This is a genomic window from Halomonas sp. HNIBRBA4712 (genome assembly GCF_043558675.1).
Classification (GTDB): domain Bacteria; phylum Pseudomonadota; class Gammaproteobacteria; order Pseudomonadales; family Halomonadaceae; genus Vreelandella.
The window spans coordinates 1-25,321 of sequence record NZ_JBIFXR010000011.1; the positions used below are offsets into that span (position 1 = coordinate 1).

Genomic DNA, 25,321 nt, shown 5'->3' on the forward strand with positions numbered 1-25,321 from the left:
GTGCCGGGAGCGCAAGGGCTTTTTTTCAAAAAGCGTTATTTAAGGGTGACGCGAGCGTAGCGCTTCTTACCGGCCTGGATGACGTAGGCCTTGTTCGTAGCCAGCATGGTGCTGGGGGCGACCGCCTCGCCATCGACTTTCACGCTGCCGTTCTTGAGCATGTCCTTCGCCTGGGCGCTGTTTTTGGTCAGCCCGGCCCGTGTCAGCACGCTTGCGATCGGCGCTTCACCACCTTCGAAGTCGACCTCGACTTCCGGTAGATCCTCCGGCAGCTCGCCGTCGGCCAGCTGATTGCCGGCGGATTTGTGCGCGTTGGCCGCCGCCTCGTCACCGTGGTAGCGAGCGATCAGCTCGCGGGCGAGCTCCATCTTGATGTCGCGCGGGTTGGCGCCCTGCTCGACGCTTTGCTTGATCGAATCGAGTTCTTCGTTGGACTTCAGCGACAGAAGTTCGAAGTAGCGCCACATCAGGCTGTCCGGCATCGAGACCAGCTTGTTGAACATCGAACCCGGTGACTCGTCGACGCCGACGTAGTTGCCCAGCGACTTCGACATCTTCTGCACGCCGTCGAGACCTTCGAGCAGCGGCATGGTCATGACGACCTGAGGTTCCTGGCCGAAGTGCTTCTGGATTTCGCGGCCCATCAGCAGGTTGAACTTCTGATCGGTGCCGCCCAGCTCCACGTCGGCCTCGAGCGCCACGGAGTCATAGCCCTGGACCAGCGGGTAGAGAAACTCATGAATGCAGATGGACTGGTTGGCCTTGTAGCGCTTCTCGAAATCATCGCGCTCGAGCATGCGCGCCACGGTGCTCTGCGCGGCCAGCTCGATCATCTTCGCCGCCCCCATTTCGCCAAACCACTCGGCGTTGAAGCGCACCTCGGTCTTGTCCGGATCGAGGATCTTGAACACCTGCTGCTTGTAGGTTTCCGCGTTGGCCTTGACGTCGGCTTCGGTGAGCGGCTTGCGCGTCACGTTCTTGCCGCTCGGGTCGCCAATGCGCCCGGTGAAGTCGCCGATCAGAAAGATGACGGTATGGCCCAGGTCCTGGAACTGGCGCATCTTGGTGAGCAGAACGCTGTGACCGAGGTGCAGATCCGGTGCGGTAGGATCGAAGCCCGCCTTGATGCGCAGCTTGCGGCCGGACTCGAGCTTTTTGCGCAGCTCGTCTTCGACCAGAATTTCGTGTGTGCCGCGCGACAGCAGCGCCAGCGCCTGATCCACCTCACTCATTGCCTCTCTCCACTGGTAAGCTTTGCCCGTTCGGGGCGGAAACGATCATGACCGCTCATATTATCACGCCAACCCGCGACGGTTGAGCCTTCACCTTCTGGATACGCCCACGGAGCCCCCCATGACCTCGCCCCTGGCGCCCAATACGCTGCTTTACGTCGGGCTGATGTCCGGCACCAGTCTCGACGGCATCGACGCCGCCCTGGTCGCTATCGGCCCCAGCGCCGCGCCCCGGCTGCTCGAAACCCACGCCGAGCCGATGCCCGAGACGCTGCGCCAGTTGCTCTGGACACTCTGCCACGCGGACCAGGCGCGCTTTGCCGAGCTTGCAAGCGCCGAGGCGCAGTTTTGCGCCTTGCAAGCGCAGGCCGTACAGGCGCTGCTGGCGAAAGCGAGCATCGACGCCGACCGGGTGCGCGCGATCGGCAGCCACGGCCAGACCATCGAGCACGCCCCCCAAGGCCACGCCGGCGGCGCTGCCTATACGCTGCAGCTGGACAACCCGAGCCTACTCGCCGAGCACTGCGGCATTACCGTGGTGGCGGATTTTCGCCGTCGCGACCTGGCCGCCGGCGGGCAGGCCGCCCCGCTCGCCCCGGCCTTTCACCAGGCGCTGTTTGGTCGAACCGGCGTCGAGCAGCTGGTGTTGAACTTGGGCGGTATCGCCAACGTCACCTGGCTACCTGCCGCGCCAAAGCAGCCGGTGGTCGGCTTCGACACCGGCCCGGCCAACGTATTGATGGACGCCTGGTTCGCCCGCCACTGTGATACGGGAGCGACAGAGCGCTTCGACAAGGGAGGCGCCTTCGCAAAAAGCGGGCGGGTCGACACCGCGCTGCTGAATCGACTGCTCGACGAGCCGTTCTTTCACCAGCCGCCGCCGAGAAGCACCGGGCGGGAGCTGTTTCACCTCGACTGGCTGCTGGAAAGGCTCGAAGGCGGCGAAGCCCCGGCGGACGTGCAGGCAACGCTTGCGGAGCTGACCGCGGTGAGCGTGGCCCGCGCGATCATTGATCTTCTACCCGGCGGCGGCGCGCTCGACCTGATTACCGGCGGCGGCGGCGCCCACAACACGTACCTGATGGAGAGGCTTCACCACCATCTGCCCGGCGCCACGCTGACGTCACCCGAGGCGTACGGCTGGCCGGCAGACTGGATCGAGGCCGGCGCCTTTGGCTGGCTCGCCCACCGGCGGCTTCAAGAGTTGCCCGGCAACCTGCCCTCGGTGACCGGCGCGCGTGGCTCCCGCGTGCTCGGCGGGGTCTACGCGCGCTAAGGCCGGGCGCGCCAGAGCTAGTCGCGAGGCGGGGTCAGCGCGCCCTGAGCGCGGGTCTGGGCCTCTTCGAAGCTGACCGCGCCCTCCTTGACCAGCTTCAACAGCGAGGCGTTCAGCGTCTGCATGCCTAGATTCACCCCGGTCTGCATCGCCGAGTAGATCTGCGCCACCTTGTCCTCGCGAATCAGGTTGCGTATCGCCGAGGTGGCGATCAGGATTTCGTGGGCCGCCACGCGTCCGCCGCCTTCGCGCTTTAAAAGCGTCTGCGCCACCACCGCCTGAAGCGACTCCGAGAGCATCGAGCGCACCATCGCCTTCTCCTCGCCAGGGAAGACGTCGATAATCCGGTCGATGGTTTTCGCCGCCGAGGTGGTGTGCAGCGTGGCAAACACCAGGTGCCCGGTTTCCGCCGCGGTCAGCGCCAGCCGAATGGTTTCGAGATCGCGAAGCTCGCCGACCATGATCACGTCCGGGTCTTCGCGCAGCGCGCTTTTCAGGGCATTGGCGAAGCTCAAGGTGTCGCGGTGCACCTCGCGCTGGTTGATCAGGCAGCTCTTGCTTTCGTGGACGAACTCCACCGGGTCCTCGATGGTGAGAATGTGCTCGAAGCGGTACTCGTTGATGTAGTCGATCAGCGCCGCCAGGGTCGTGCTCTTGCCCGAACCGGTAGGGCCGGTCACCAGCACCAGCCCGCGCGGCAGCATCGCCAGCCGCTCGAACACCTCACCCAGGCCGAGCGCCTTCATCGATAGCACTTCGCTCGGGATGGTACGAAACACCGCCCCGGCGCCGCGCCCCTGGGTAAAGGCGTTGACGCGAAAGCGGGCAACGCCTTCGAGCGAGTAGGAGAAGTCGATTTCGAGCTGCTCCTCGTACTCCTTGCGCTGGCGCTCGTTCATGATGTCGTGGACCAGCGCCATGACCTGGTCGTGGCTCATGGCGGGCACGTTGAGCCGATGGATGTCGCCATCGACGCGAATCATCGGCGGCAATCCGGCGCTCAAATGCAGGTCGGAGGCATTCTGCTTTGCCGAGAATGCCAGCAGTTCGGTAATATCCATCCCACTTCCCTGGCGATTTAAGGTGCTTCAGTATGGCAGAGATCGCGCTTAGCGAGTCGCTCGGTAAGGTTCAGGCGCGTTTAGAGCACGCCCTTGACGCCGCGGGCCGCCCCGCTGGCAGCGCTCGGCTGCTGGCGGTGAGCAAGACCAAACCGGCCGCGATGGTTCGAAAGGCGCACGCGCTTGGCCAGCGCGCCTTCGGCGAGAACTACCTGCAGGAGGCGCTCGACAAGCAGCGCGAGCTTGCCGATCTCGACGGGCTCGAGTGGCATTTCATCGGCCCGCTGCAGTCCAACAAGACCCGCGCGGTGGCCGAACACTTCGCCTGGCTGCACAGCCTCGAGCGTTTGAAGATCGCCAGGCGTCTGAGCGAGCAGCGTCCAGAGCATTTGGCCCCGCTCAACGTTTGCCTGCAGGTGAACATCAGCCGCGAGCCGAGCAAGGCCGGCGTCGCCCCCAACGAGGCGCTGGAGCTTGCTCGAGAGATCGCCGCGCTCCCAAAGCTTTCGCTTCGCGGGCTGATGGCGATTCCGGCGCCGGCAACCGAATTCGAGCGCCAGCGCGAGCCCTTTGCGGCGCTCAAGGCGCTACTGACCGAGCTTCAAGCCGAGCTGCCCGAGGCGCCGCTGGATACGCTCTCCATGGGCATGAGTGACGATTTGGAGGCGGCGGTGCAGGAAGGCGCGACGATCGTGCGCCTGGGTAGCGCGATCTTCGGCGCTCGCACGCCGTGAGCGCTCAATGCGAGATACCGCCCGAGCAACGGCAAACACCGTTCAATAAATAGCTCAATAAAGGATTCTTCATGGCGAACAACATTACCTTCATCGGCGCCGGCAACATGGCCAGGGCGATCATCGGCGGGCTGCTCGATAGCGGCTTTTCCGCCGACCGGATCACCGCCGCCGCGCCGAGCGAAGAGGAGCTGGCCCCGCTGCGTGAGTCGATGGGCGTTCACACCCATACCGACAACAACGAGGCGGTGAAAAGCGCCGACGTGGTGATTCTAGCGGTCAAGCCGCAGATCATGCAGGGCGTGTGCCGGGCGCTCGCCGACACGGTGCAGACGAAGACGCCGCTGATCGTATCGATCGCCGCAGGGCTCGAAGCCGCGACCATCGACGGCTGGCTCGGCGGCAACACCGCACTGGTGCGCTGCATGCCCAACACGCCTTCGCTGGTCGGCGTGGGCGCCAGCGGCCTGTATGCCAACGAACAGGTGAACGACGCCCAGCGCCGCCTGGCCGGCGAGCTGCTCGAAGCGGTCGGTATCGTCGAGTGGGTCGAGGATGAGGCGCTTCTGGACGCGGTGACCGCGGTCTCCGGCAGCGCCCCGGCCTACTTCTTTTTGATGTTCGAAGCGATGGAAGAAGCGGGCGTGGCCCAGGGGCTTCCCGCGGCGACCGCGCGGCGCCTGGCGATCCAGACCGCGCTGGGCGCGGCGACCATGGCGGCGCAAAGCGAGCACGACCCGGCCACGCTCAAGCGCAACGTCATGTCACCAAACGGCACCACCGAGCGGGCGATCGCTCACATGGAGTCGGCGAAGCTTCGCGAAACGATTCAGGGCGCCATGCAGGCCTGCGCCGAGCGCGCCAGCGAAATGGCCCGTGAACTGCGCGGCCAGTAACCCGCCGCCGAACCCTCAATTTTCAGCACGATTTAACGCAACGGAGACGCAAGCCATGGGCAGCCAAATGGGCAGCGCCGGGTTGATGCTAGTCAACACCCTGGTCAACATCTATCTATTCATCCTGATGCTGCGTTTTCTGCTGCAGGCGTCGCGGGCGGATTACTACAACCCGCTGAGTCAGTCGGTGGTCAAGATCACCCAGCCGGTGGTCGGGCCGTTCCAGAGCTTTCTCGGCCCGGTCGCCGGGCGCTTCGATCTGGCCACGCTGGCGGCGGCCTTCGTGCTCAAGGTGGTCAGCATCGTCGCCATTTTCATGCTCTTCGGTATCGGCATGCCGCCGGTGGTGTCGCTGGTGATCGCCGGGATCGCCGCGCTTGCCAACGCCATTTTGAAGATTTACTTCTTTGCCCTGATCGTGATGATCATTCTGAGCTGGGTGGCGCCCAACGCCAGCCACCCGGGGGCGCTTCTGGTCATGCAACTGGTCGAGCCGATCATGGCGCCGGTGCGCAAGGTGATTCCGCCGCTGGGCATGATCGATCTCTCCCCCATCGTGGTGTTCATCGCCATCAATCTGATCGATGGCCTGGTCGTCGGATCGCTGATTCGCCAGGCGGGCGCCCCGGGGGCACTGGTCGGCCTATGAACGTCTCTACTCGTTTTTGCAGGAAGATTGCCCTTGATGCCTGATTCACCCACGCGACCAGGGCTCGACTACCCGGCAGACTCCGTGGGCCTGGTAACGCCACACGTGGCACGCTTCGATACGCCGCTGCCGCTCGCCTGCGGGCGCATGCTGCCGGAGTACGAGCTGATCTATGAAACCTACGGTACGCTCAACGACGCCCGCAGCAACGCCGTGCTGGTGTGTCACGCGCTCTCGGGTCACCACCACGCCGCCGGCTACCATCATCCGGAGGATACCAAGCCCGGCTGGTGGGATGCCTACATCGGCCCGGGCAAGCCCATCGACACCGACCGCTTCTTCGTGGTTTCACTCAACAATCTGGGCGGCTGCCACGGCAGCACCGGGCCGGTGAGCCACAACTCGGAGACCGGGCGCCAGTGGGGTCCGGATTTCCCCATGGTAACGGTGAGCGACTGGGTGGCAAGCCAGGCGCGGCTGGCGGATCATTTAGGGATCGAGCGCTGGGCCGCCGCCGTGGGTGGGAGCCTCGGCGGCATGCAGGTGCTGCAGTGGACGATCACTCACCCCGAGCGGGTCGCCAATGCGGTGATCATCGCCGCGACCCCCAGGCTGTCGGCGCAGAACATCGCCTTCAACGAGGTCGCCCGCCAGGCGATTCGCTCGGACCCGGAGTTCTTCAACGGCTGGTACGCCGAGCACGACACGGTGCCCAAACGCGGGCTGAAGCTTGCGCGCATGGTGGGCCATATCACCTATCTCTCCGAAGACGCCATGGGCAGCAAGTTCGGCCGCGATTTGCGAAGCGAAGATCTCAACTTCGGCTTCGACGTGGAGTTTCAGGTGGAGTCCTACCTGCGCTACCAGGGCGACGCTTTCTCCACCGCCTTCGATGCCAATACGTATCTGCTGATGACCAAGGCGCTGGACTACTTCGACCCCTCGGCGCTGTGCGGCGGCGATCTGGCCTGCGCGGTCGCCCCGGCGCAGTGCCCGTTTCTGATCGTGAGCTTCACCACCGACTGGCGCTTTCCGCCCTCACGCTCGAAAGAGCTGGTCGACGCGCTGATTCACGCGGGCAAGCCGGTGAGCTACGCCAATATCGAATCCCCTCACGGCCACGACGCCTTTTTGCTGCCGGAGCCGCGCTATGAAGCGCTGTTCGGCGCCTTCATGACGCGCGCCGCCCGCGAGCTCGGCCTCGGTGCGCCCCGCGCGGAGGGCTTTTCATGATGCGCACCGACCACGAGCTGATCGTCGATTGGGTGCCCGAGGGCGCCCACGTGCTGGATTTGGCCTGCGGCGACGGCGCGCTACTCGAACGCCTGGGCCGCGAAAAGGCGGTGACTGGCTACGGGCTCGAAATCGACGCCGACGGCATCACCGCCTGTGTGGCCCGCGGCGTCTCGGTGATCGAGCACGACCTGGACGACGGGCTGGGCAACTTCTGCGATCAGAGCTACGACCAGGTGATCATGACCCAGGCGCTGCAGGCGCTGCGCCGCCCGGACAGGATGCTCGACGAAATGCTCCGGGTCGCCAACGAGGGCATCATCACCTTCCCCAACTTCGCCTACTGGCGCCATCGGGTGTATCTGGGCCTGCGTGGCTACATGCCGGTATCGAAGTCGCTTCCCCACGCCTGGTACGATACGCCCAACATCCACCTCTCCACCTTCAACGACTTCGAACAGCTCTGCCGTGAGAAGGGGCTGGTGATCGTCGACCGCGCCGTGGGCGTGGGCGAGCACCGCGGCCACTGGACCTCGCGCTGGTGGCCCAACCTGTTCGGCGAGATCGCCGTGTTCCGCGTACGCCGCCGCTAGAGGCGCACGCTTACGGGCCGCTCGAGATAAATCGATGAAGGCGCGCCCGCCTCCCACCCCACATCGATGGCGTAGGCCAGCACCTCGACCCCCTGAGCCGCGGCAGCATGAAGCCCCGCGGCGTAGGCCGGGTCGATGTGCGTGGCCGGGCCGACGCTGTCGATGCCCTGGCGCGCCACGCAGAACAAGAGCACTGCGCGTTCGCCCTGGCGGGCAAGCGCCTCGAGCGACTGCAGATGCTTGAGCCCGCGGGTGCTGACCGAGGCCGGAAAGTAGCCCAGACCGTCGTCTTCGCGCAGCGTGACCTGCTTGACCTCGAGATAGGCGCGCTGCCCGCTCGCCGTCTCCTCGAGCAGAAAATCGAGCCGCGAGTCGTCGACCTTCACCTCGCGGCGAAGCGTGTCGAAGTTCGCCAAGGGTGTGACCTGGCCGGCAAAGAGCGCGGCTTCGACGATGCGGTTGGCGCGCCCGGTGTGGATCGAGGCAAGCTCTATTCCGCCGTCGTCATCCGGCAGCTCGATCAGCTCCCAGGTCCAGGCGAGCTTGCGTTTGGGGTTGTCGCTTGGCGAGAGCCACACCCGGCAGCCCGGCACGTTGACGCTCTTCATCGAGCCGGTGTTGGGGCAATGGGCCGTCACCTCGCGCCCGTCGTCCAGGCGCACGTCGGCGAAAAAGCGCTTGTAGCGGCGCAGCAGCACGCCGGGCACCAACCCCTCGTAGGCGATCATGCGCGCGCCACGAAGCGCGCCAGCCGCACCAGCGCCTCTTCAAGACGCGCGATGTCGTTGGTGAAGGCGATCCGCACGAAGCGCTCGCCGCCGCGCACGGCGAAATCCACCCCCGGCGTGATCGCCACGTTCTCCTCCTCGAGCAGCCGCTCGCAGAACGCCTGGCTGCCATGGCTGTAGCGGGAGATGTCGAGCCAGACGTAGAACGCGCCCTGGGGCGCGACATCCGGGGCCAGGCCCAGCTCGGCAAGGCCGTCGAGCAGCACCTGGCGGCGCTCTCTCAATACGGCGCGGCGGCGCTCCAGCTCCTCGCGACACTCGGGAGTGAAGGCGGCAAGTGCGGCGTGCTGGGCGGGGGTGGACGCCGCCAGAAAAACGTTCTGGGCCAGCCGGGTCAAAGGCTCGACCGCGCGCTCCGGCGCCACCAGCCACCCCAGGCGCCAGCCGGTCATGCCGAAGTACTTCGAGAAGCTGTTGACGACAAAGGCATCAGCAGAGATCGCCGTTGCCGACAGCGGCGGCTCGTCGAAGTTGAGCCCCTGGTAGATCTCATCGACCAGAAGCTCCCCGCCGCGCGCCGCCACCGCTTCACTCACGTCAGAAAGCCCGGCGCGGTCGAGGGTGTGGCCGGTCGGATTCGACGGCGAGGCGAGCATGGCAAGCCTTGTGGCTGGCTGCCAGTGGCGCTCGACCAAGCTCGCGTCGAGCTGCCAGCCGCTTTCGCGCCCGACCGGCACCGCGTCGACCTCGGCACCGGCCAGCGCCATGAAGTGGCGGTTGCAGGGGTAGTTGGGATCGGCCATCAGCACCCGGTCGCCCTGGCTTACCAGCAGTTGGCTTGCCAGCATCAGGGCGCCGGATGCGCCGGGCGTGACGATGATGCGCGAAGGGTCGACGCGGGCGCCGAAGTGATCGAGGTAGTGACCGCTGATCGCCTCGCGAAGCGCGGGCAGCCCCGCCGCCGGGGTGTAGCGGGTGCGCCCGTCGGCCAGCGCCTTCTGCCCGGCGGCAGTGATTAGTGCGGGAGTGGCGAAGTCAGGCTCCCCCACTTCCAGATGGATCACATCGAAGCCCTCGGCCTCGCGGGCCTGGGCTTTTTCCAACAGATGCATCACGCGAAACGGCGCGACCCGGTCCAGGCGTGGATTGAAGCCCATGGCAACTCCTTGCGTATTCGGTCGTTCGAGAGGGGCGAGCGCTGACTTGAATCAGACTATCGTCGAAGGCGCCCGGTTATGCTTGCATGGGGCGACATTTTAAGCTAAACAAGCATCCCTTTGGCGTGAAATCGTGGCGCGATCACGATGGATCACAGTCACACTTGTAAGGGGCACTCCCATGCCAGTAGCGGAAAAGAAACCGGAAGCGTCCTCATCCTTCACTCCGTATCAGCCGGCACCGGGTGAAGAGTACATGAACGACAAGCAGCTTGCGCACTTTCGCCAGCTGCTTCTCGACTGGAAGCAGGATCTCATGGAAGAGGTGGATCGTACCGTACGCCACCTTCAAGAAGACGCCAACAACTACGCCGATCCGGCCGACCGCGCGACTCAGGAAGAGGGCTTCAGCCTGGAGCTGCGCACCCGCGACCGTGAGCGTAAGCTGCTGAAGAAGATCAACGAGACCATCGAGAAGATCGACGAGGACGACTACGGCTTCTGCGAAGCCTGCGGCGTCGAGATCGGTATTCGCCGCCTCGAAGCGCGCCCCACCGCCACGCTCTGCGTGGACTGCAAGACCCTGGCCGAGCTCAAGGAGAAGCAGCTCGGCGGCTGATCGTCACTTTCTCGCGCTTCTCGAACGGGCACCTTCGCGTGCCCGTTTTCGTGACTTGCCGCCCTCTCTTACCTGACCCATCATGGGCGCCATGACCCACACCGCTTGTTATCGGGGCCGCTTTGCGCCCACGCCTTCCGGCCCGCTGCACTTCGGCTCGCTGGTAGCCGCGCTCGGAAGCTTTCTGGACGCTCGCGCCGCCGGCGGCGAGTGGCGCGTGCGTATCGAAGACATCGACCCGCCGCGCTGCCCGCCGGGCACGGACACCACCATTCTACGCCAGCTCGACGCGTTCGGCCTCGAGTGGGACGGCGCTGTGGTTTGGCAAAGCGCGCGGGGCGACGCCTACCAGGCGGCGCTCGAGCGCTTGATCGACCAGGGCCTGGCCTACCCCTGCAGCTGCTCGCGCAAGCAGTGGCAAGCGCACGCGATCTACCCCGGCTGGTGTCGCGACGGCCTTTGCGAGCCGGGTAAGCCCATCGCCTGGCGGCTTCGAAGCGACTTGGGCCGGCGCCCGGTCATCTGGCACGACCGGCTGTTCGGCGAGCAATGCTTCGATCCCGCCGAGCTTGGCGATGTGGTATTGAAGCGCAAGGATGGCCTCTGGGCCTACCAGCTCGCCGTGGTGGTCGACGACGCCGAGCAGCGCATAAGCGACGTCGTGCGCGGGGTGGACCTGCTCGACAACACCCCCTGGCAGGGCCAGCTTCAGACCGCGCTAGGCTACCCGGAACTGCGCTACCTGCATCTGCCGCTGGTGATGTCGACCGAGGGGCAGAAGCTCTCCAAACAGAACCTGGCGCCGGCGCTTGAAAGCGAGCCAAACGCCATCGCCCGCCAACTCTTTCAGGCGATCGCCACGCTCGACCAGGCGCCGCCGGCGGAGCTCGAAGGGGCGCCGCCGGCCGAGCAGCTCGCCTGGGCGGTGGCGAACTGGCGCGTCGAGCGCATTACCCCCGCCCAAGAGCGGCCCCTGCCCGCAGCGCCCCGGGAATCGTCCTGAAAAGGCGCCCCCAAAAGGCGTTTTGAGAAGAGAGATGCCATGTACGTCTATCGCCTGCTTTTGTTTCTGGTCTTCGGCGGCTATCTGCTCTCGCCGGTGCTGATGGGCGGCTGGAACGAGCCCGGCACCGCCTGGTACCGGCCGTTTCTGATCTGGGGCGCTTTGATCGCGTTGACGCTTTGGCTTGAACAGAAAAGGAAGCTCGATGAACGCTGAGCTTCTCGCGCTGCTGGCGCTGGGGGTGGGCTACTTCGCGCTCCTGCTGGGCGCCGGGCTTGCGGTGGAGCGCGGGCTGATCCCGGTACGCCTGACCCGCCACCCCTTGATCTACACCCTGGCGCTGGGCCTCTATGCCAGCGCCTGGGCGGTTTATGGCAGCATCGAGTTCGCCGCAAGCGTTGGCTTTGGCTACCTGGCGTATTATCTGGGCGCGGCCGGGGCGTTTCTACTCGCGCCGGTGCTGCTGGTGCCGATCCAGCGCATTACCCGCACCTACCAGCTGTCGTCGCTGGCCGATCTGTTCGCGTTTCGCTTTCGCTCGCGCTGGGTGGGCACGCTGGTCACGCTGTTGAGCCTTATGGCGGTGCTGCCACTGCTGGGCATTCAGGTGCGAACCCTGGGCGAGGCCATCTTTCACCTGACCGGCAGCCGCTACAGCGCGCTGGTGGCGCTCGCCTTCTGCGCGGCGATCGCGCTGGGGGCGATCCTGTGCGGCGCGCGCCATCATCACCGCTACCGCCACGACACACTGCTCAGCACGCTGGCGCTGGAGTCGCTGGTCAAGCTCGCGGCGATGCTCGGCCTCGGCGCCTTCGCGCTCTGGGGCGTGTTCAGCGGCCCCGAGGCGCTACAGCAGTGGCTCGACGGCCCCGGGGCCGCCGCCCAGGCCGCCACGTCGAAGCTCGACCCCGCCGAGTGGCGCACCCTGCTGCTGCTCTTTTTCGCCGCCGCCTTCATGATGCCGCATCTTTTCCAGGTCACCTTCGCCGAGAACCTGTCGCGCCATACGCTGCTGCAGGCGAGCTGGTCGCTGCCGCTCTACCTTCTGCTGATAGCGCTACCGGTGCCGCTGATCTGGTGGGCGGCCCAGTCGCTTGGCGAGGGCGTACCGCTTTCCGCCTACGCCGCCTATGCGCTCTCGCACCACTGGTGGGTCGGCGCGCTCGCCTTTTTGGCAGGGCTCGCCGCGGCCAGCGGCACCATGATCGTGATGGCGCTGGCGCTTTCCGGCATGGTGCTCAACCACGTGGTGCTCGTCGCCCGCCCGCCGGAGGCAAGAAGCGACCTTTACGGCTGGCTTTTATGGCTTCGCCGCGCACTGATCGTGGCGGTAGTGGCCAGCGGCTGGCTGTTCGCCGAAGGCATCGGACGCGCCCATTCGCTTACCGAGTGGGGGCTGGCCGCCTTCGTCGGCATCGCCCAGTGCCTGCCGGGGATGCTGGCACTGCTCTACTGGCCCGGCGCCAACCGCAACGGCATGGTGGCGGGGCTCGCCGGCGGCGCGCTGATCTGGCTCTGGGGGCTGTGGCTGCCGCTTTTCTCGCTGCCGCTGCCCGCACTCCCCTTCATCGAGCTGATGCCGCCAGGGGCACCGGTTTGGTACACCACCACGCTGATTGCGCTGGCGGTGAACATCGTGCTGCTGATCGTGCTATCGCTTTTCACCCACACCTCGGAAGGCGAGCTCTCCGCCGCCGAGGCGTGCTCGGTGGACGCGGTGATCCGCTCCAAGCGCCTGCCGCTCGAAGCGACTACCGCCGGTGACTTCACCCCGCACCTGGCCCGAGCGCTGGGCGACGACGCCGCCCGCCGCGAGGTCGAGCGGGCGCTTGGCGCGCTCAACCTGGGCACGGAGGAGCGCCGCCCCTACGCCCTTCGTCGGCTGCGCGACCGCATCCAAGCGAATCTTTCCGGGCTGATGGGCCCGTCGGTGGCCCGCGATATCGTCGACCGTTACCTGCCCTACCGCCACGACGACAGCTCGGCCACCGACGACATCCACTTCGTCGAAAGCCGCCTGGAAGCCTACCGCTCGCGGCTGACCGGCCTTGCCCGCGAGCTCGACGGGCTGCGCCGCCACCACCGCCAGACGCTTGCCCACCTGCCGGTAGGGCTTTGCGTGCTCGGCGACGACGACGAGCTCACGCTCTGGAACCAGGCGCTCTGTACGCTTTCCGGCATCAGTAGCGAAAGCGTGATCGGCGCCCACCGCGACAGCCTCCCCCCGCCCTGGCCCGGGCTTCTGGCCAGCGCCCTGAGCGCCGAGACCGCCCCGCTCTACAAGCAGCCGGTATGGCTGCACGGGCGCGAGCACTTTCTGACCCTGCACAAGGCTGCGCTGAGCGGGCTCGACAGCCGCGGCGGCAGCGTGATTCTGATCGAGGATCACACCGAGATGAAGTGGCTCGAGGAGGAGTTGGTTCACACCGCGCGGCTGGCCTCGATCGGCCAGCTCGCCGCCGGTGTGGCCCACGAGATCGGCAACCCGATCACCGGCATCTCGTCGCTGGCGCAGAACCTGCGCTTCGACACCAGCGACCCGGCCCTGCTTGAAACCGCCGACCACATCCAGACCCTGACCCAGCGGGTGAGCAAGATCGTCAACGCGCTGGTCGGCTTCGCCCACGGCGGCCGCCAGGCGCTGGCCCCGCCAAAAGAGACGATCTCGCCTTTTGAGGTGACCGACGACGCCCTGCACTTGATCCACCTGGCCCGCTCGGGCGAGGATGTTACTTTTGACAACGCCTGCCCGCCAGCGCTGGTGGTACAGGGCGATCGTCAGCGCTTGACCCAGGTGATGGTGAACCTGCTGGGCAATGCCCGCGACGCCTGCGGCGAGGCCGGGCACGTTACCATCGAGGCCGGCGAAGAGGGCGGGCAGCTCTGGTGGCGGGTGACCGACGACGGTGACGGCATCGCGCCGGGCGTGCGGCAGCACTTGTTCGAGCCCTTCACGACGACCAAGGCGCCGGGCGAAGGCACCGGGCTCGGGCTTTCCGTGGCCTACCAGATCATCAGCGAGCACCAGGGCCGCATCGAGTGCGCCTCGCCCCCCGCCGGGGCGCCCTGCGGCACCGCCATCACACTCTGGCTGCCGCGTTACCCACACAGCGATCGAGACGCACATGGCCAGGATACTGATTGTTGAAGACGAGGCGATCATTCGCAGTGCGCTCAAGCGCCTTTTGGAGCGCCACGCCCACGAGGTCACCGAGGCAGGCAGCGTCGAGCAGGCCCAGGCGTTCGAGATTTCCGAGTTCGATCTCATCATCAGCGATCTGCGCCTGCCCGGTGTCGCCGGTACCGAGCTGATCAAGGCCGCCGCCCCGGCGCCGGTGCTGGTCATGACCAGCTATGCCAGCATGCGCTCGGCGATCGACGCGCTCAAACTCGGTGCGGTGGACTACGTGGCCAAGCCCTTCGATCACGGCGAGCTTCTGGAAACCGTCGAGGGCATTCTGCACCAGCGCGCCATGGCCACGGGTAGCCCGCCCTCGATTACCGACGAGCGCGGCACCCGTGCGATGATGATCGGCGACTGCGCCGCCATGCAGCACGTCTACACGCGTATCAAAAAGACCGCCCCGGCGGACGTCAGCGTGCTGATCCAGGGAGAGTCCGGCACTGGCAAGGAGCTGGTGGCCCGGGCGCTTCACCAGCAGAGCAAGCGCGCTACGGCGCCCCTGATCTGCGTGAACTGCGCGGCGATCCCCGAGACGCTGATCGAATCCGAACTGTTCGGCCATGAGAAAGGCGCCTTCACCGGGGCAAGTGCCGCTCGCACCGGGCTGGTCGAGGCCGCCGACGGCGGCACGCTGTTTCTCGACGAGATCGGCGAGCTTCCGCTCGACGCTCAGGCCAGGCTCTTGCGCGTGCTGCAGGAAGGCGAGATCCGCAAGATCGGCTCGGTGGAGACGCGCCACGTCGACGTGCGCCTGATCACCGCCACCCACCGCGATCTGCGCGCGCTCTCAAGAAGCGGCGAGTTTCGACTTGACCTTTACTACCGTCTCAACGTCATGCAGATCGTGCTTCCGCCGCTGCGTGAGCGCGAAGCGGATGTACTCAAGATCGCCGATATCCTGCTTGAGAAAGCGTGCAAACGCCACGACCGCCCCGGGCTCAAGCTCTCCCGCGCCGCGCGCCAGGATTTGCAGGACTACCCCTGGCCCGGCAACGTGCGCGAGCTCGAAAACGCCCTCGAGCGGGGCGTCATACTCGCCGAGGGCCACCTGATTCATCCCGACGACCTGGGCCTTGGCCCGGTGACCCACCGCCCGCCACTGCAGCCTTCCCCTCAGGAAGCAACCGAGCCGGCTCAGGACGAAGAGGATCTATCGCTCGAGGACTATTTCCAGCACTTCGTGCTCGAGCACCAGGAGCAGATGAGCGAAACCGAGCTTGCACAAAAATTGGGCATCAGCCGTAAAAACCTCTGGGAGCGGCGCCAGCGGCTGGGCATACCGCGCAAGAAAACCGCCAGGCGCCCGAATCAGGGCTAGCCCTGGCGCACGCCATGAAGCTTTGCTACACGCCTTAAGACTAACGTCCAATAGCCTGATTTAGAAAAGAATTATCCGAAATTCGGCATGTGCGCCCTGTTACCTTCCCACCCAGCACGGGTTAAAAAACGCCGTTTTTGGGGTAACACTTTTCGTCCCGCGCCCAGCTCTGGCACGCGCAAATTTTACAAACCCATGAAATAGCGTTTTTTTTTAACAACTGGCACGGCGGGTGCACTATTGATGGGTAAGAAAAACAAACCGGGCAGCGGCGCTCTACGAGATAGAGCACTCATGACAACAAGAACAAACCACGCCGCGACAACCTCGCCATAACAAGAACAACAGGACGAGGGTGAGACAAGGTTTTCAACAACAACAAAACGGCTTGAGTCTCGCACATTGCCAGCGCCATCAGGCGCCCAATAACAACAACAGAGCAAATGCCCGAAAAGGACGCGACGTACACGACAAGCGCGACGAACAATAAAAAAGCGCCTTGAGCTGTACACCCCGGAGCCAATAACAATTCGCCGGGAGAGAAAAGTTCGCGGTTGGATTATTGTTTTGAATACGAGGCGGTCGGAGCCATTTCACTCCTTACTGACTGCGGTGCGTATTCAGGGCGATGCGCCATCATGAAGAAAAACAGCAGCACGGAAGCTGAATGACCCAATTGACAGGGGAGGCCCACTTGGCCTCCCCTTTCCGCGTCTGGCCAACGCATCCCGCAACGGCCCGGATGCCGCTGGCGACGGTTATCGATATGGCGTTTTACGCCCTCTTGCCACGCCGTTTTGGTCAAACCCCGCGGGAATGCTTTGCAAGGCGTTGGGGGTCGGATACACTCGTTGGCCTATCTTTTATCAAATCAACAGTTCAACAGCCTACGTTTTAACGGCGAGTCGATACCACTGCATGTTTAGAGGACTTACCCGTTTTTTACCTGGTTCGGGAGAGCCATTGAAAAACCCGCCTGATTCTCAGGAAAACGCCGTCGAAGCGCCGACGCCTCAGGTCATTCCCCGCTCCGAGCATCCTGTTTCGCGTCAACAGATCAGCGATGCCGCCTTGAAAGTGCTCTATCGACTGAACGGCGCGGGCTTCGAGGCCTATCTGGTCGGCGGCTGCATCCGCGATGCGCTGCTGGGCGAGACGCCAAAGGATTTCGACGTTGCTACCAACGCAACGCCGGAGCAGGTGCGCGATCTGTTTCGTAACTCGCGGCTGATCGGCCGGCGCTTTCGTATCGTGCACGTGCGCTTTGGGCGCGAAATCATCGAAGTCACGACCTTTCGCGGCAAGCCCCAGGACGAGCACGGCGACCATATCGCCCAGCAGTCCGACGCCGGGCTTCTGCTGCGCGACAACGTCTGGGGCAACATCGAAGAGGACGCGCTGCGCCGTGATTTCACCGTAAACGCGCTCTACTACAGCATCGCGGACTTCTCGATTCACGACTTCGCCGGCGGCATCGGCGATATCAACGCGCGCACGCTGCGCCTGATCGGCGACCCGGAAACCCGCTACCGCGAGGACCCGGTGCGCATGCTGCGCGCGGTGCGCTTCGCCGCCAAGCTCGGCTTCGAGATCGCCCCAAACACCGAAGCGCCGATGTACGACCTCGCCCCGCTGCTTTTACAGATTCCGCCGGCGCGCCTGTTCGACGAAGCGCTCAAGCTGTTCATGTCCGGCCACGGCCTACTCACCTTCCAGCTGTTGAGCCACTATGGCCTCTTCGGCATGCTCTTCCCCGAGGCCGAAGAGGCGATGGCCGACGCGGCCTGGGTAGAGCGGCTCATCGAGCAGGCGCTGCGCAACACCGATCAGCGCATCGCCAACGACCTTCCGGTCACGCCGGCGTTTCTCTTCGCCGCATTTTTGTGGGGGCCGGTGGCGCTGCGCCTGGAGGCGCTCGAGGCCGAAGGCATGCCAACGGTACCGGCGCTGCAAACCGCTTCCCAGCAGGTGGTCATGCGCCAGCTGGAGCATGTTTCGATCCCCAAGCGTTTTGGCATGCCGATGCGCGAAATCTGGGAGCTTCAGGCCCGCCTGCCCCAGCGCCGCGGCAAGCGCGCTTTCCAGAGCCGGGAGCATCCGCGCTTTCGCGCCGCTTTCGATCTGCTGCTGCTGCGTGAACAGGCCGGCGAAATTCCCCGCGGCCTGGGCGATTGGTGGGAGGCGTTCCAGCAAGGCGACGAGCACGAGCAGCGCCGCCTGCTGCAGAAGGTCGGCGGCGACCCGGCAAGCCAGGGCGACCGGCGGCGTAAAAAGCGCCGCAAGCCGTCGCGCAAGTCCGATCAGTGAGCGCTCTGACCTACGCCCGCGCCTATATTGGCTTGGGCAGCAACCTCGACGAGCCGCTGGCCCAGGTGCGCCAGGCGATCAATGAGCTCGGAAAGCTTTCGCTCACCCGCTTTGAGCGCGCCTCGTCGCTCTACGCCAGCCGCCCGGTCGGCCCCCAGGATCAGCCGGACTTCGTCAACGCGGTGGCCGCGATCGACACGGCGCTTTCGCCGCTGGCGCTGCTCGATCAGCTCCAGGCCCTCGAGCAGCGCCATCGCCGCCGACGCCTGCGCCACTGGGGCCCGCGCACCCTCGATCTGGACCTGCTGCTGTTCAATGATCAGCACATCGATCACCCGCGCCTGGTCGTACCCCACCCGCATCTTTATGAACGCGCCTTCGCTTTGATACCGCTGGCCGAGCTTGATGCACCGCTGACCCTGTTCGATCACTCCCTGGACCACTGGATCGAGCGCCTCGAAGACCAGGGGCTTGCGCGCCTGGACGAAAACGGCTCGAACTGACCTCGACGCTGTCTGTCCGCTCGGGTGACAATCGACGTTCGTTGCCACTCGAGATGAACGAACCATGCGCACGCTGCACGATATCGCCACGTTAAGAGACACTCTCGACTGCGAGCGCCGCGCCGGGCGGCGCATCGCCCTGGTGCCCACCATGGGCAATTTGCACGCCGGCCACATGGCGCTGGTCACCGCTGCGCGCGAGCGCGCCGATACCGTGGTGGCGAGCCTGTTCGTCAACCCGATGCAGTTCGGCCCGAACGAGGACCTCGACGCCTACCCGCGCACCCTTGAAGAGGACCAGATCAAACTGGTGGAGGCGGGGTGCGGTCTGCTGTTCGCCCCTTACACCGCCGCGCTCTACCCGAACGGGCTCGACGCCCAGACCCGTGTGCGGGCGCCCGGCGTTTCCGAAGGCCTTTGCGGCGGCGCCCGCCCCGGCCACTTCGACGGCGTGGCCACCGTGGTGACGATGCTGTTCAACCTGGTGCAACCCCAGGTCGCCCTGTTCGGTGAGAAGGATTACCAGCAGCTGGCGGTGATTCGCAAGCTCACCGCGGACCTGCACCTGCCGATCGAAATCGTCGGCGTGGCGACCCAGCGGGCCGAGGATGGTCTCGCGCTCTCCTCGCGCAACGGCTACTTGAACGACGCCGAGCGCGCGACCGCTCCGGCGCTTTATCGCACCCTGTTGGCGGCGAAGTCCGCGCTCGAGGCCGGGGAGCCGGCCCCGGCCGTACTCGATCAGGCGATCGCAACCCTCGGCGCCGCGGGCTTTTCACCGGACTACGTCGAACTCAAGAGCGCTGAACTTGACCCGGTGACGCCAGACACCGTCGACGCCGTGCTGCTGGCTGCGGCCAAACTCGGCCCGGCGCGGCTGATCGACAACCTGCGCGTTCGGCTGGGCGGCTAATCAGGCGAGCATGCGGGCCAAAGGCGTATTGCCGCGACGCACGACTTTCCCCTATGCTGAAAGCTCGCGCTTGAATCAACCACGCTCGTTCACAGGCCCAGCGCCTTTTTTTATCGGGAGTTCTGTCATGCAAGAAGTGGTCATTGTCGCCGCACGGCGCACCGCAGTGGGTAGCTTCGGCGGGTCGCTCGCGGGCATTCCCGCAAGCGATCTCGGCGCGCTCGTCATCAAGGACATCCTCGCCTCCACCGGCGTCTCGCCGGACCAGGTCGACGAGGTGCTGCTCGGCCAGGTGCTGACCGCGGGCGTGGGCCAGAACCCGGCGCGCCAGGCCTCGATCAAGGCGGGCCTGCCGGACGCCGTGCCGGCAATGACCATCAACAAGGTGTGCGGCTCCGGGCTCAAGGCGGTGCATCTGGCAACCCAGGCGATTCTGTGCGGCGACGCCGACCTGATCATCGCTGGCGGTCAGGAGAACATGTCCGCCTCGCCCCACGTACTGCCGCACTCGCGCCAAGGCCAACGCATGGGCGACTGGAAGGCGATCGACACGATGGTTCACGACGGCCTGTGGGACGCCTTCAACGACTACCACATGGGCATTACCGCCGAGAACCTGGCCGAGAAGTACGGCATTACCCGCGAGCAGATGGACGAGTTTTCCGCCCAGTCGCAGCAGAATGCCGCCCGCGCGATCAAGGAGGGCAAGTTCAAGAGCCAAATCGTGCCGGTCGAGATTCCCCAGCGCAAGGGCGACCCGATCGTCTTCGACACCGACGAGAACCCGCGGGAAGTCACCGCCGACAAGCTCGCCGGCATGAAGCCCGCGTTCAAGAAGGATGGCACCGTGACCGCCGGTAACGCCTCCTCGCTCAACGACGGCGCCGCGGTGGTCATGGTCTGCTCCGCCGAGAAGGCGAAAGCACTGGGTCTCGAACCCCTGGTGCGCATCAAGGCCTACGCCAACGCCGGCGTGGACCCGGCGATCATGGGCATCGGCCCGGCCCCGGCCACCCGGCGCTGCCTGGAGAAGGCGGGCTGGAGTATCGACGAGCTGGATCTGGCCGAGGCCAACGAAGCCTTCGCCGCCCAGGCGCTGTCGGTCAATAAAGAGCTTGGCTGGGATGTCTCGAAAGTGAACGTCAACGGCGGCGCCATTGCCCTTGGCCACCCCATCGGCGCCTCGGGCTGTCGCGTGCTGGTCTCGCTGATCCACGAAATGATCGCCCGCGACGCCAAAAAGGGCCTCGCTACACTCTGCATCGGCGGCGGCCAGGGGGTGGCGCTGGCGATCGAGCGTCCATAAATCAGTTTGATTAAACGTAAAAGGCCTCGGTGATTACCGAGGCCTTTCAGGCCGCTGACCCAGCCGGAGCGGGGTTAGTCGTTCAGAGTGGATGTATCAAATTCTCGTGACCAGTAAGCCAGCAAACTAGCCACCTCATCCTCTTCATAGTCGTGCATCGCCACACCCTCCCAGAGCAAAACTATATCCTGCTCGGGCATAGTCAGTTCATAACCATTCAGCAGAAGGAATCGATAAACAGCATCCGCTGCGGTGCGTTTGTTAGCATTCAAGAAAGGGTGATTCTGTACGATGCCAAACCCTAATACACTTGCCAGCATCGCTAGATCTTCGGTCTGAGTATAGTAGCGGTGCATGCACGGCTTTTGTTGAGCGCTTTCAAGGCCGCCCTGGTCGCGGACACCAAAAGGCTCACCCGGGGTGAGCCTCAGCATTTCCTTATTTATTTCGACTAGCTCGGGTACAACGATGTATCGAATACCGTCATTATCTGAGCCACAACCACTCATTAATGTTACACCTTAGCAAGCTCGCGGTACGCGTTTTCGTAACGCTCCATCGACATTTCGCCAGCTTTTTTAAACTGAGCCTGATGGTTACCAAGGCACGGGCGCGCTTTCACACTCTCTCCTTCCTTACGTGCAGGAATGATCAGGCGTTCTTTTTTCAACAGTGCAGTCATGGCAACCTCCAAATATGCGTGTCCATTTGACGAAAAAGCCCGCAACGAGTTCGTTACGGACTTGCAAATGACTTGTTCAAGATACGCAACACATGCTTTTCAAGCAACCTTTTTTGGTGTTTGACAATGTTGTGAAAACTATCATTCAGGACCCTATGTCTACCGTCATCCGGGCACCATGGCAGAAAAGTCATTACATGCAACCATTTGCACCCTTGCAGTTCATTTTCACCGCCGTGCAGAAAAATAGCATTCTACGATTTTTCATTCTGGCGGGCCGTTATGAACGATTTCTCGAGCGATGCGCATTGAATGCCTGGATTCCGGCCTACCGGATATTCTGGCTTGCTCAGGTTTACAGTGATAACGTCAGCTGCATTCGATCGTGCCAGGTGTATGTTCCCCGACCCAGTCCTTGAAACCCGGCACGTGCGGGTTTGACCTCAGCGAATCCGCCCGCCGTTGACCAGCCGTGACGGCGTGCGCCCGACCAGCACCACGCCCACCAGAAACAGCGCCGCGGCGGCCCATAGGGTGGTGGTCAGGCTGGTGGCGTCGACCACCCGCCCGCCAATCAGCGCGCCCAGGCCGAGCGACATGTTGAACACGAACGCCATCAGCGCGGTGGCCGCTTCGGTGTTCGGTGCGGTGCGCAGTATCCAGGTCTGGATACTCACCGAGATACTGCCAAATATTGCTCCCCACACCATTAGAAGCGCAACGCCACTGACCGGCTGGGTACCCAGCAGCGGGTAGCTCCCGACCACCAGCGTTAGCAGCACCGGAATCGCCAGCACGGCAGCGTAAGGGTTACGCGCCGCCTTCATGCCTGCTACCACGTTGCCGATGATACCCGCCGCGCCGTAGAGCAGCAGTAGGCTGCCCACGTTGCGCTGCTCGATACCGCTGATACTCTGCAGAATGGGGCTGATGAAGGTGTAAGCGACGAAGTGGCCCACCACCACGCAGCCAGTGGTGAGCACCGCGACGCGCACGCCGCGATTGGCCACCTGGCGAAACAGCATGGAGAGGCGCACCGGCTCCCGGGGCGCCAGTGCCGGCAGCCACAGCCAGATCAGCCCGGCGGTCAAAAGGCTGAAGCCACCCAGCCCGCCGAAGACCCAGCGCCAGCTGCCGAGATCGCCCAGCAGCGTGCCCAGCGGCACGCCGAGCACCGAGGCGGCGGTCACGCCGCCGAAAATGACCGTCATCGCCCGGGCGACCTTCTCCTCGGGCACCAGCCTTGGTGCGATACTACCGGCGATCGCCCAGAATCCGCCGATGCTCATGCCGACCAGCGCGCGGGCGGCCAGCAGCAGGGTAAAGCTTTGGGCCAGCGCCGAGAGCACGCTTCCAAGCGTCATGACGATCATCAAACCGGCGAGCATCACCCGCCGGTCGAGCCGGCCCACCGCCACCGGCAAAAGCGGCGCGGAGAGCGCCGCAATCACGCCGGGCACCGTGACCATCAGCCCGGCGGTGCCTTCGGTCACGCCCAGCTCCTGCGCCACCTGGGAGAGTAACCCGATCGGCAACTGCTCGGCGGTCACCAGTAGAAAGATACCGCACATGACGGCGATGACCGCCCCCCACCTTGCTTGCTGCTCCATGCCTTCCCCTCTGTTCAAACGACACCGCCCCCGTAACCGTGGCTACGGGGGCGGAGGCAGCACCTGGGACTCGATCAGTCGTCGGCGCTTTCGCTCTGCGCGGCGAAGGCCGCTTTCTCTTCTTCGGTGATCTCCTTGATCGAGAGCTTCACCCGGTTGCGGTTGTCGATGTCGAGCACCTTGACCACCACGTCGTCGCCTTCGTTGAGGAAGTCACGCACGTTGTTGACCCGCTCCGGCACGATCTGGGAGATGTGCACGAGGCCGTCGGTGCCCGGCATGATGTTGACGAACGCACCGAAGTCGGCGATGCGCACTACCTTGCCGTTGTAGAGCTTGCCGATCTCGGCTTCGGCGGTGATCGCCAGCACCGTGTCGATCGCCGCCTTGGCGGCTTTCTTGTCCTCGGCGTAGATGCGCACGGTGCCGTCGTCGTCGAGATCGATCGAGGCGCCGGTGTCTTCGCAGATCTTGCGGATGGTGGCGCCGCCCTTGCCGATGACGTCGCGGATCTTGTCCGGGTCGATCTTGATGGTGGCCATCGACGGCGCGTTCTCGGAGACCTCGGTACGGCTCTGGTTGATCACCGCGTTCATCTGCTCGAGGATGGTGATGCGCGCGTGGTGGGCCTGCTGCAGCGCGGTCTCCATGATCTCCTCGTTGATGCCCTCGATCTTGATGTCCATCTGCAGCGCGGTCACGCCTTCTTCGGAGCCCGCGACCTTGAAATCCATGTCGCCAAGGTGATCCTCGTCACCGAGGATATCGGTCAGCACCGCGTAACCTTCCGGGTCCTTGACCAGGCCCATGGCGATACCGGCAACCGGCGCCTTGAGCGGCACGCCGGCGTCCATCAGCGCCAGCGAAGAGCCGCACACCGAGGCCATGGAGCTCGAGCCGTTGGATTCGGTGATCTCGGAGACCACGCGAATGGTGTAGGGGAAGGCGTCTTCGGAGGGCAGCATCGCCTGCACGCCGCGGCGCGCCAGACGCCCGTGGCCGATCTCGCGGCGCTTGGGCCCGCCCATGAAGCCAGCTTCACCCACCGAGTAGGGGGGGAAGTTGTAGTGCAGCATGAAGCGGTCCTTGCGCTCGCCCTCGAGCGACTCGATCAACTGCGAGTCGCGCAGCGTGCCGAGGGTCGCCACGGCGATCGCCTGGGTCTCGCCACGGGTGAAGACCGCCGAGCCGTGGGTCTTGGGCAGTACGCCGACCTCGATATCGAGGGGGCGCACGGTGGTGTTGTCGCGGCCATCGATGCGCGGTTCGCCTTTCACTACCCGCGAGCGCACCACACGCTTCTCGAGTGCGGCAAAGGCGCTCTTCACCTCGCCTGCGTCGAACTTGTCGTTGACCGGCTCGCCGTCGACGGCACCCAGCGCTTCCACGGCCTGTTCTTTCAGCGCGGCGAGCGCGTCCTGGCGCTGCATCTTGTCGGTGATGCGGTAGGCCTCGCCCACTTTGGCCTCGAACTGCTCGGCCATGGCACTCTTGAGCGCGGCGTTCTCTTCAGCGGCCTGCCACTCCCAGCGCGGCTTGCCGGCCTCTTTAGCCAGCTCGTCGATGGCGGCGATGGCGGCCTGCATCTCCTGGTGACCGTAGAGCACCGCACCCAGCATCTCGTCTTCCAGAAGCTCCTGAGCTTCGGACTCGACCATCAGCACGGCGCTCCGGGTACCGGCCACGACCATGTTCAGCTCGGAGGTAGTGAGCTCTTCGACAGTGGGGTTGAGGAAGTAGCCCTGCTCTTCGTTGAAGCCGACCCGCGCGGCGCCAATCGGGCCGTTGAAGGGCACGCCGGAGACGGCGAGCGCTGCCGAAGTGCCGAGCATCGCCGCGATGTCCGGGTCGTGGTTACGATCGGTGGAGAGAACGGTACAGATCACCTGCACTTCGTTCATGAAGCCCTTGGGGAAGAGCGGGCGAATGGGCCGGTCGATCAGCCGCGAGGTGAGGGTCTCTTTCTCGGTGGGGCGCCCTTCGCGCTTGAAGAAGCCGCCGGGAATCTTGCCGACCGCGTAGGTCTTCTCCTGGTAGTGCACCGAGAGCGGGAAGAAAGGCTGGCCGGGGTTGACCTCCTTTTTCGCCACCACGGTACACAGCACCACGGTGTCGTCCATGGTGACCATGACCGCACCGGTGGCCTGACGGGCGATACGCCCGGTTTCCAGGGTGACGGTGCTACGCCCGTATTGAAACGTCTTTTTTACCGGATTCACGGCGACTTCCTTTGACATTGATGGTTACTTGTCCGATTTTGGTCGTTTGACTCGCCACCATTCTAGGCGCTGTGGCTTTCAAGAGCCACCAGAAACCC

The 25,321-nt window shown here is 64.7% G+C and carries 23 protein-coding genes; 15 read left to right on the forward strand and 8 right to left on the reverse strand.

What is annotated here, in order from left to right; genetic code table 11:
* Window positions 1-35: 35 nt before the first annotated feature.
* The gene (gene tyrS, locus ACGK9R_RS16225; RefSeq protein WP_394583204.1) at window positions 36-1,232 is read right to left on the reverse strand and encodes a tyrosine--tRNA ligase; all 1,197 of its coding nucleotides are present in this window, start codon (window positions 1,230-1,232) and stop codon (window positions 36-38) included.
* 121 nt (window positions 1,233-1,353) lie between these two features.
* Between tyrS and ACGK9R_RS16230 the strand changes: the two genes are divergently transcribed.
* Entirely contained in the window at window positions 1,354-2,508 is a 1,155-nt protein-coding gene (locus ACGK9R_RS16230) for an anhydro-N-acetylmuramic acid kinase (protein ID WP_394583206.1), read from the forward strand.
* A 17-nt stretch (window positions 2,509-2,525) separates the two neighbouring features.
* Here the strand turns inward: ACGK9R_RS16230 and ACGK9R_RS16235 are convergent, their stop codons facing one another.
* Window positions 2,526-3,569, reverse strand: a complete 1,044-nt coding sequence (locus tag ACGK9R_RS16235; protein ID WP_394583208.1) for a type IV pilus twitching motility protein PilT — start codon at window positions 3,567-3,569, stop codon at window positions 2,526-2,528.
* 32 nt (window positions 3,570-3,601) lie between these two features.
* On the opposite strand from ACGK9R_RS16235, the gene ACGK9R_RS16240 reads away from it, so the two are divergent.
* The 5 genes from ACGK9R_RS16240 to metW all read left to right on the forward strand — a co-directional run bounded on the left by ACGK9R_RS16240 (window position 3,602) and on the right by metW (window position 7,674).
* Window positions 3,602-4,303, forward strand: a complete 702-nt coding sequence (locus ACGK9R_RS16240) for a YggS family pyridoxal phosphate-dependent enzyme (protein WP_394583209.1) — start codon at window positions 3,602-3,604, stop codon at window positions 4,301-4,303.
* Between the two features lie 71 nt (window positions 4,304-4,374).
* The gene (gene proC / locus ACGK9R_RS16245) at window positions 4,375-5,199 is read left to right on the forward strand and encodes a pyrroline-5-carboxylate reductase (RefSeq protein ID WP_394583211.1); all 825 of its coding nucleotides are present in this window, start codon (window positions 4,375-4,377) and stop codon (window positions 5,197-5,199) included.
* A 55-nt stretch (window positions 5,200-5,254) separates the two neighbouring features.
* Entirely contained in the window at window positions 5,255-5,848 is a 594-nt protein-coding gene (locus ACGK9R_RS16250) for a YggT family protein (protein ID WP_394583213.1), read from the forward strand.
* 36 nt (window positions 5,849-5,884) lie between these two features.
* Window positions 5,885-7,081 carry a homoserine O-acetyltransferase gene (locus ACGK9R_RS16255; protein WP_394583215.1) on the forward strand — a complete coding sequence of 399 codons (1,197 nt, stop codon included), beginning with the start codon at window positions 5,885-5,887 and terminating at the stop codon, window positions 7,079-7,081.
* Complete coding sequence (gene metW, locus ACGK9R_RS16260; protein WP_394583335.1) at window positions 7,081-7,674, forward strand: methionine biosynthesis protein MetW; 594 nt, start codon at window positions 7,081-7,083, stop codon at window positions 7,672-7,674. Before ACGK9R_RS16255 ends, metW begins: the two co-directional genes overlap by 1 nt.
* Here metW and sfsA read toward each other — a convergent pair.
* Window positions 7,671-8,402, reverse strand: a complete 732-nt coding sequence (gene sfsA / locus ACGK9R_RS16265; protein ID WP_394583217.1) for a DNA/RNA nuclease SfsA — start codon at window positions 8,400-8,402, stop codon at window positions 7,671-7,673. The two genes, metW and sfsA, sit on opposite strands and share 4 nt — an antisense overlap.
* Complete coding sequence (locus tag ACGK9R_RS16270) at window positions 8,399-9,559, reverse strand: aminotransferase class I/II-fold pyridoxal phosphate-dependent enzyme (RefSeq protein ID WP_394583219.1); 1,161 nt, start codon at window positions 9,557-9,559, stop codon at window positions 8,399-8,401. Before ACGK9R_RS16270 ends, sfsA begins: the two co-directional genes overlap by 4 nt.
* 181 nt (window positions 9,560-9,740) lie before the next feature.
* Here ACGK9R_RS16270 and dksA point away from each other — a divergent pair, with 181 nt between their 5' ends.
* The 9 genes from dksA to ACGK9R_RS16315 all read left to right on the forward strand — a co-directional run bounded on the left by dksA (window position 9,741) and on the right by ACGK9R_RS16315 (window position 20,712).
* Window positions 9,741-10,178 carry an RNA polymerase-binding protein DksA gene (gene dksA, locus ACGK9R_RS16275; RefSeq protein ID WP_394583221.1) on the forward strand — a complete coding sequence of 146 codons (438 nt, stop codon included), beginning with the start codon at window positions 9,741-9,743 and terminating at the stop codon, window positions 10,176-10,178.
* A gap of 91 nt (window positions 10,179-10,269) precedes the next feature.
* Window positions 10,270-11,181, forward strand: coding sequence for a tRNA glutamyl-Q(34) synthetase GluQRS (gene gluQRS, locus ACGK9R_RS16280; RefSeq protein ID WP_394583223.1), 912 nt, complete (start codon window positions 10,270-10,272; stop codon window positions 11,179-11,181).
* Window positions 11,182-11,220: 39 nt separating this feature from the next.
* The gene (locus ACGK9R_RS16285) at window positions 11,221-11,397 is read left to right on the forward strand and encodes a hypothetical protein (protein ID WP_394583225.1); all 177 of its coding nucleotides are present in this window, start codon (window positions 11,221-11,223) and stop codon (window positions 11,395-11,397) included.
* Window positions 11,387-14,329, forward strand: coding sequence for an ATP-binding protein (locus tag ACGK9R_RS16290; RefSeq protein WP_394583227.1), 2,943 nt, complete (start codon window positions 11,387-11,389; stop codon window positions 14,327-14,329). Before ACGK9R_RS16285 ends, ACGK9R_RS16290 begins: the two co-directional genes overlap by 11 nt.
* On the forward strand, window positions 14,307-15,683 hold the full coding sequence (locus tag ACGK9R_RS16295; RefSeq protein ID WP_394583229.1) for a sigma-54-dependent transcriptional regulator: 1,377 nt from the start codon (window positions 14,307-14,309) through the stop codon (window positions 15,681-15,683). The genes ACGK9R_RS16290 and ACGK9R_RS16295 overlap by 23 nt, the downstream gene beginning before the upstream one ends.
* A gap of 918 nt (window positions 15,684-16,601) precedes the next feature.
* The gene (gene pcnB / locus ACGK9R_RS16300) at window positions 16,602-17,990 is read left to right on the forward strand and encodes a polynucleotide adenylyltransferase PcnB (protein WP_394583231.1); all 1,389 of its coding nucleotides are present in this window, start codon (window positions 16,602-16,604) and stop codon (window positions 17,988-17,990) included.
* A 5-nt stretch (window positions 17,991-17,995) separates the two neighbouring features.
* The gene (gene folK / locus ACGK9R_RS16305; RefSeq protein ID WP_394583337.1) at window positions 17,996-18,493 is read left to right on the forward strand and encodes a 2-amino-4-hydroxy-6-hydroxymethyldihydropteridine diphosphokinase; all 498 of its coding nucleotides are present in this window, start codon (window positions 17,996-17,998) and stop codon (window positions 18,491-18,493) included.
* Window positions 18,494-18,557: 64 nt separating this feature from the next.
* Entirely contained in the window at window positions 18,558-19,406 is an 849-nt protein-coding gene (gene panC / locus ACGK9R_RS16310) for a pantoate--beta-alanine ligase (protein ID WP_394583233.1), read from the forward strand.
* A 127-nt stretch (window positions 19,407-19,533) separates the two neighbouring features.
* Window positions 19,534-20,712 (forward strand): acetyl-CoA C-acetyltransferase, encoded by a 1,179-nt coding sequence (locus tag ACGK9R_RS16315; RefSeq protein ID WP_394583235.1) that lies wholly within the window; start codon window positions 19,534-19,536, stop codon window positions 20,710-20,712.
* Window positions 20,713-20,786: 74 nt separating this feature from the next.
* On the opposite strand, the gene ACGK9R_RS16320 is transcribed toward ACGK9R_RS16315, so the two are convergent.
* From ACGK9R_RS16320 to pnp, 4 genes are all read right to left on the reverse strand, one after another.
* A complete protein-coding gene (locus ACGK9R_RS16320; RefSeq protein WP_394583237.1) occupies window positions 20,787-21,221 on the reverse strand; it encodes a type II toxin-antitoxin system death-on-curing family toxin in 435 nt (144 codons plus the stop codon).
* A 5-nt stretch (window positions 21,222-21,226) separates the two neighbouring features.
* On the reverse strand, window positions 21,227-21,394 hold the full coding sequence (locus ACGK9R_RS16325; RefSeq protein WP_394583238.1) for a hypothetical protein: 168 nt from the start codon (window positions 21,392-21,394) through the stop codon (window positions 21,227-21,229).
* A 443-nt stretch (window positions 21,395-21,837) separates the two neighbouring features.
* On the reverse strand, window positions 21,838-23,004 hold the full coding sequence (locus ACGK9R_RS16330) for an MFS transporter (RefSeq protein ID WP_394583240.1): 1,167 nt from the start codon (window positions 23,002-23,004) through the stop codon (window positions 21,838-21,840).
* A 74-nt stretch (window positions 23,005-23,078) separates the two neighbouring features.
* Complete coding sequence (gene pnp, locus ACGK9R_RS16335) at window positions 23,079-25,241, reverse strand: polyribonucleotide nucleotidyltransferase (RefSeq protein ID WP_394583242.1); 2,163 nt, start codon at window positions 25,239-25,241, stop codon at window positions 23,079-23,081.
* Window positions 25,242-25,321: the final 80 nt, after the last annotated feature.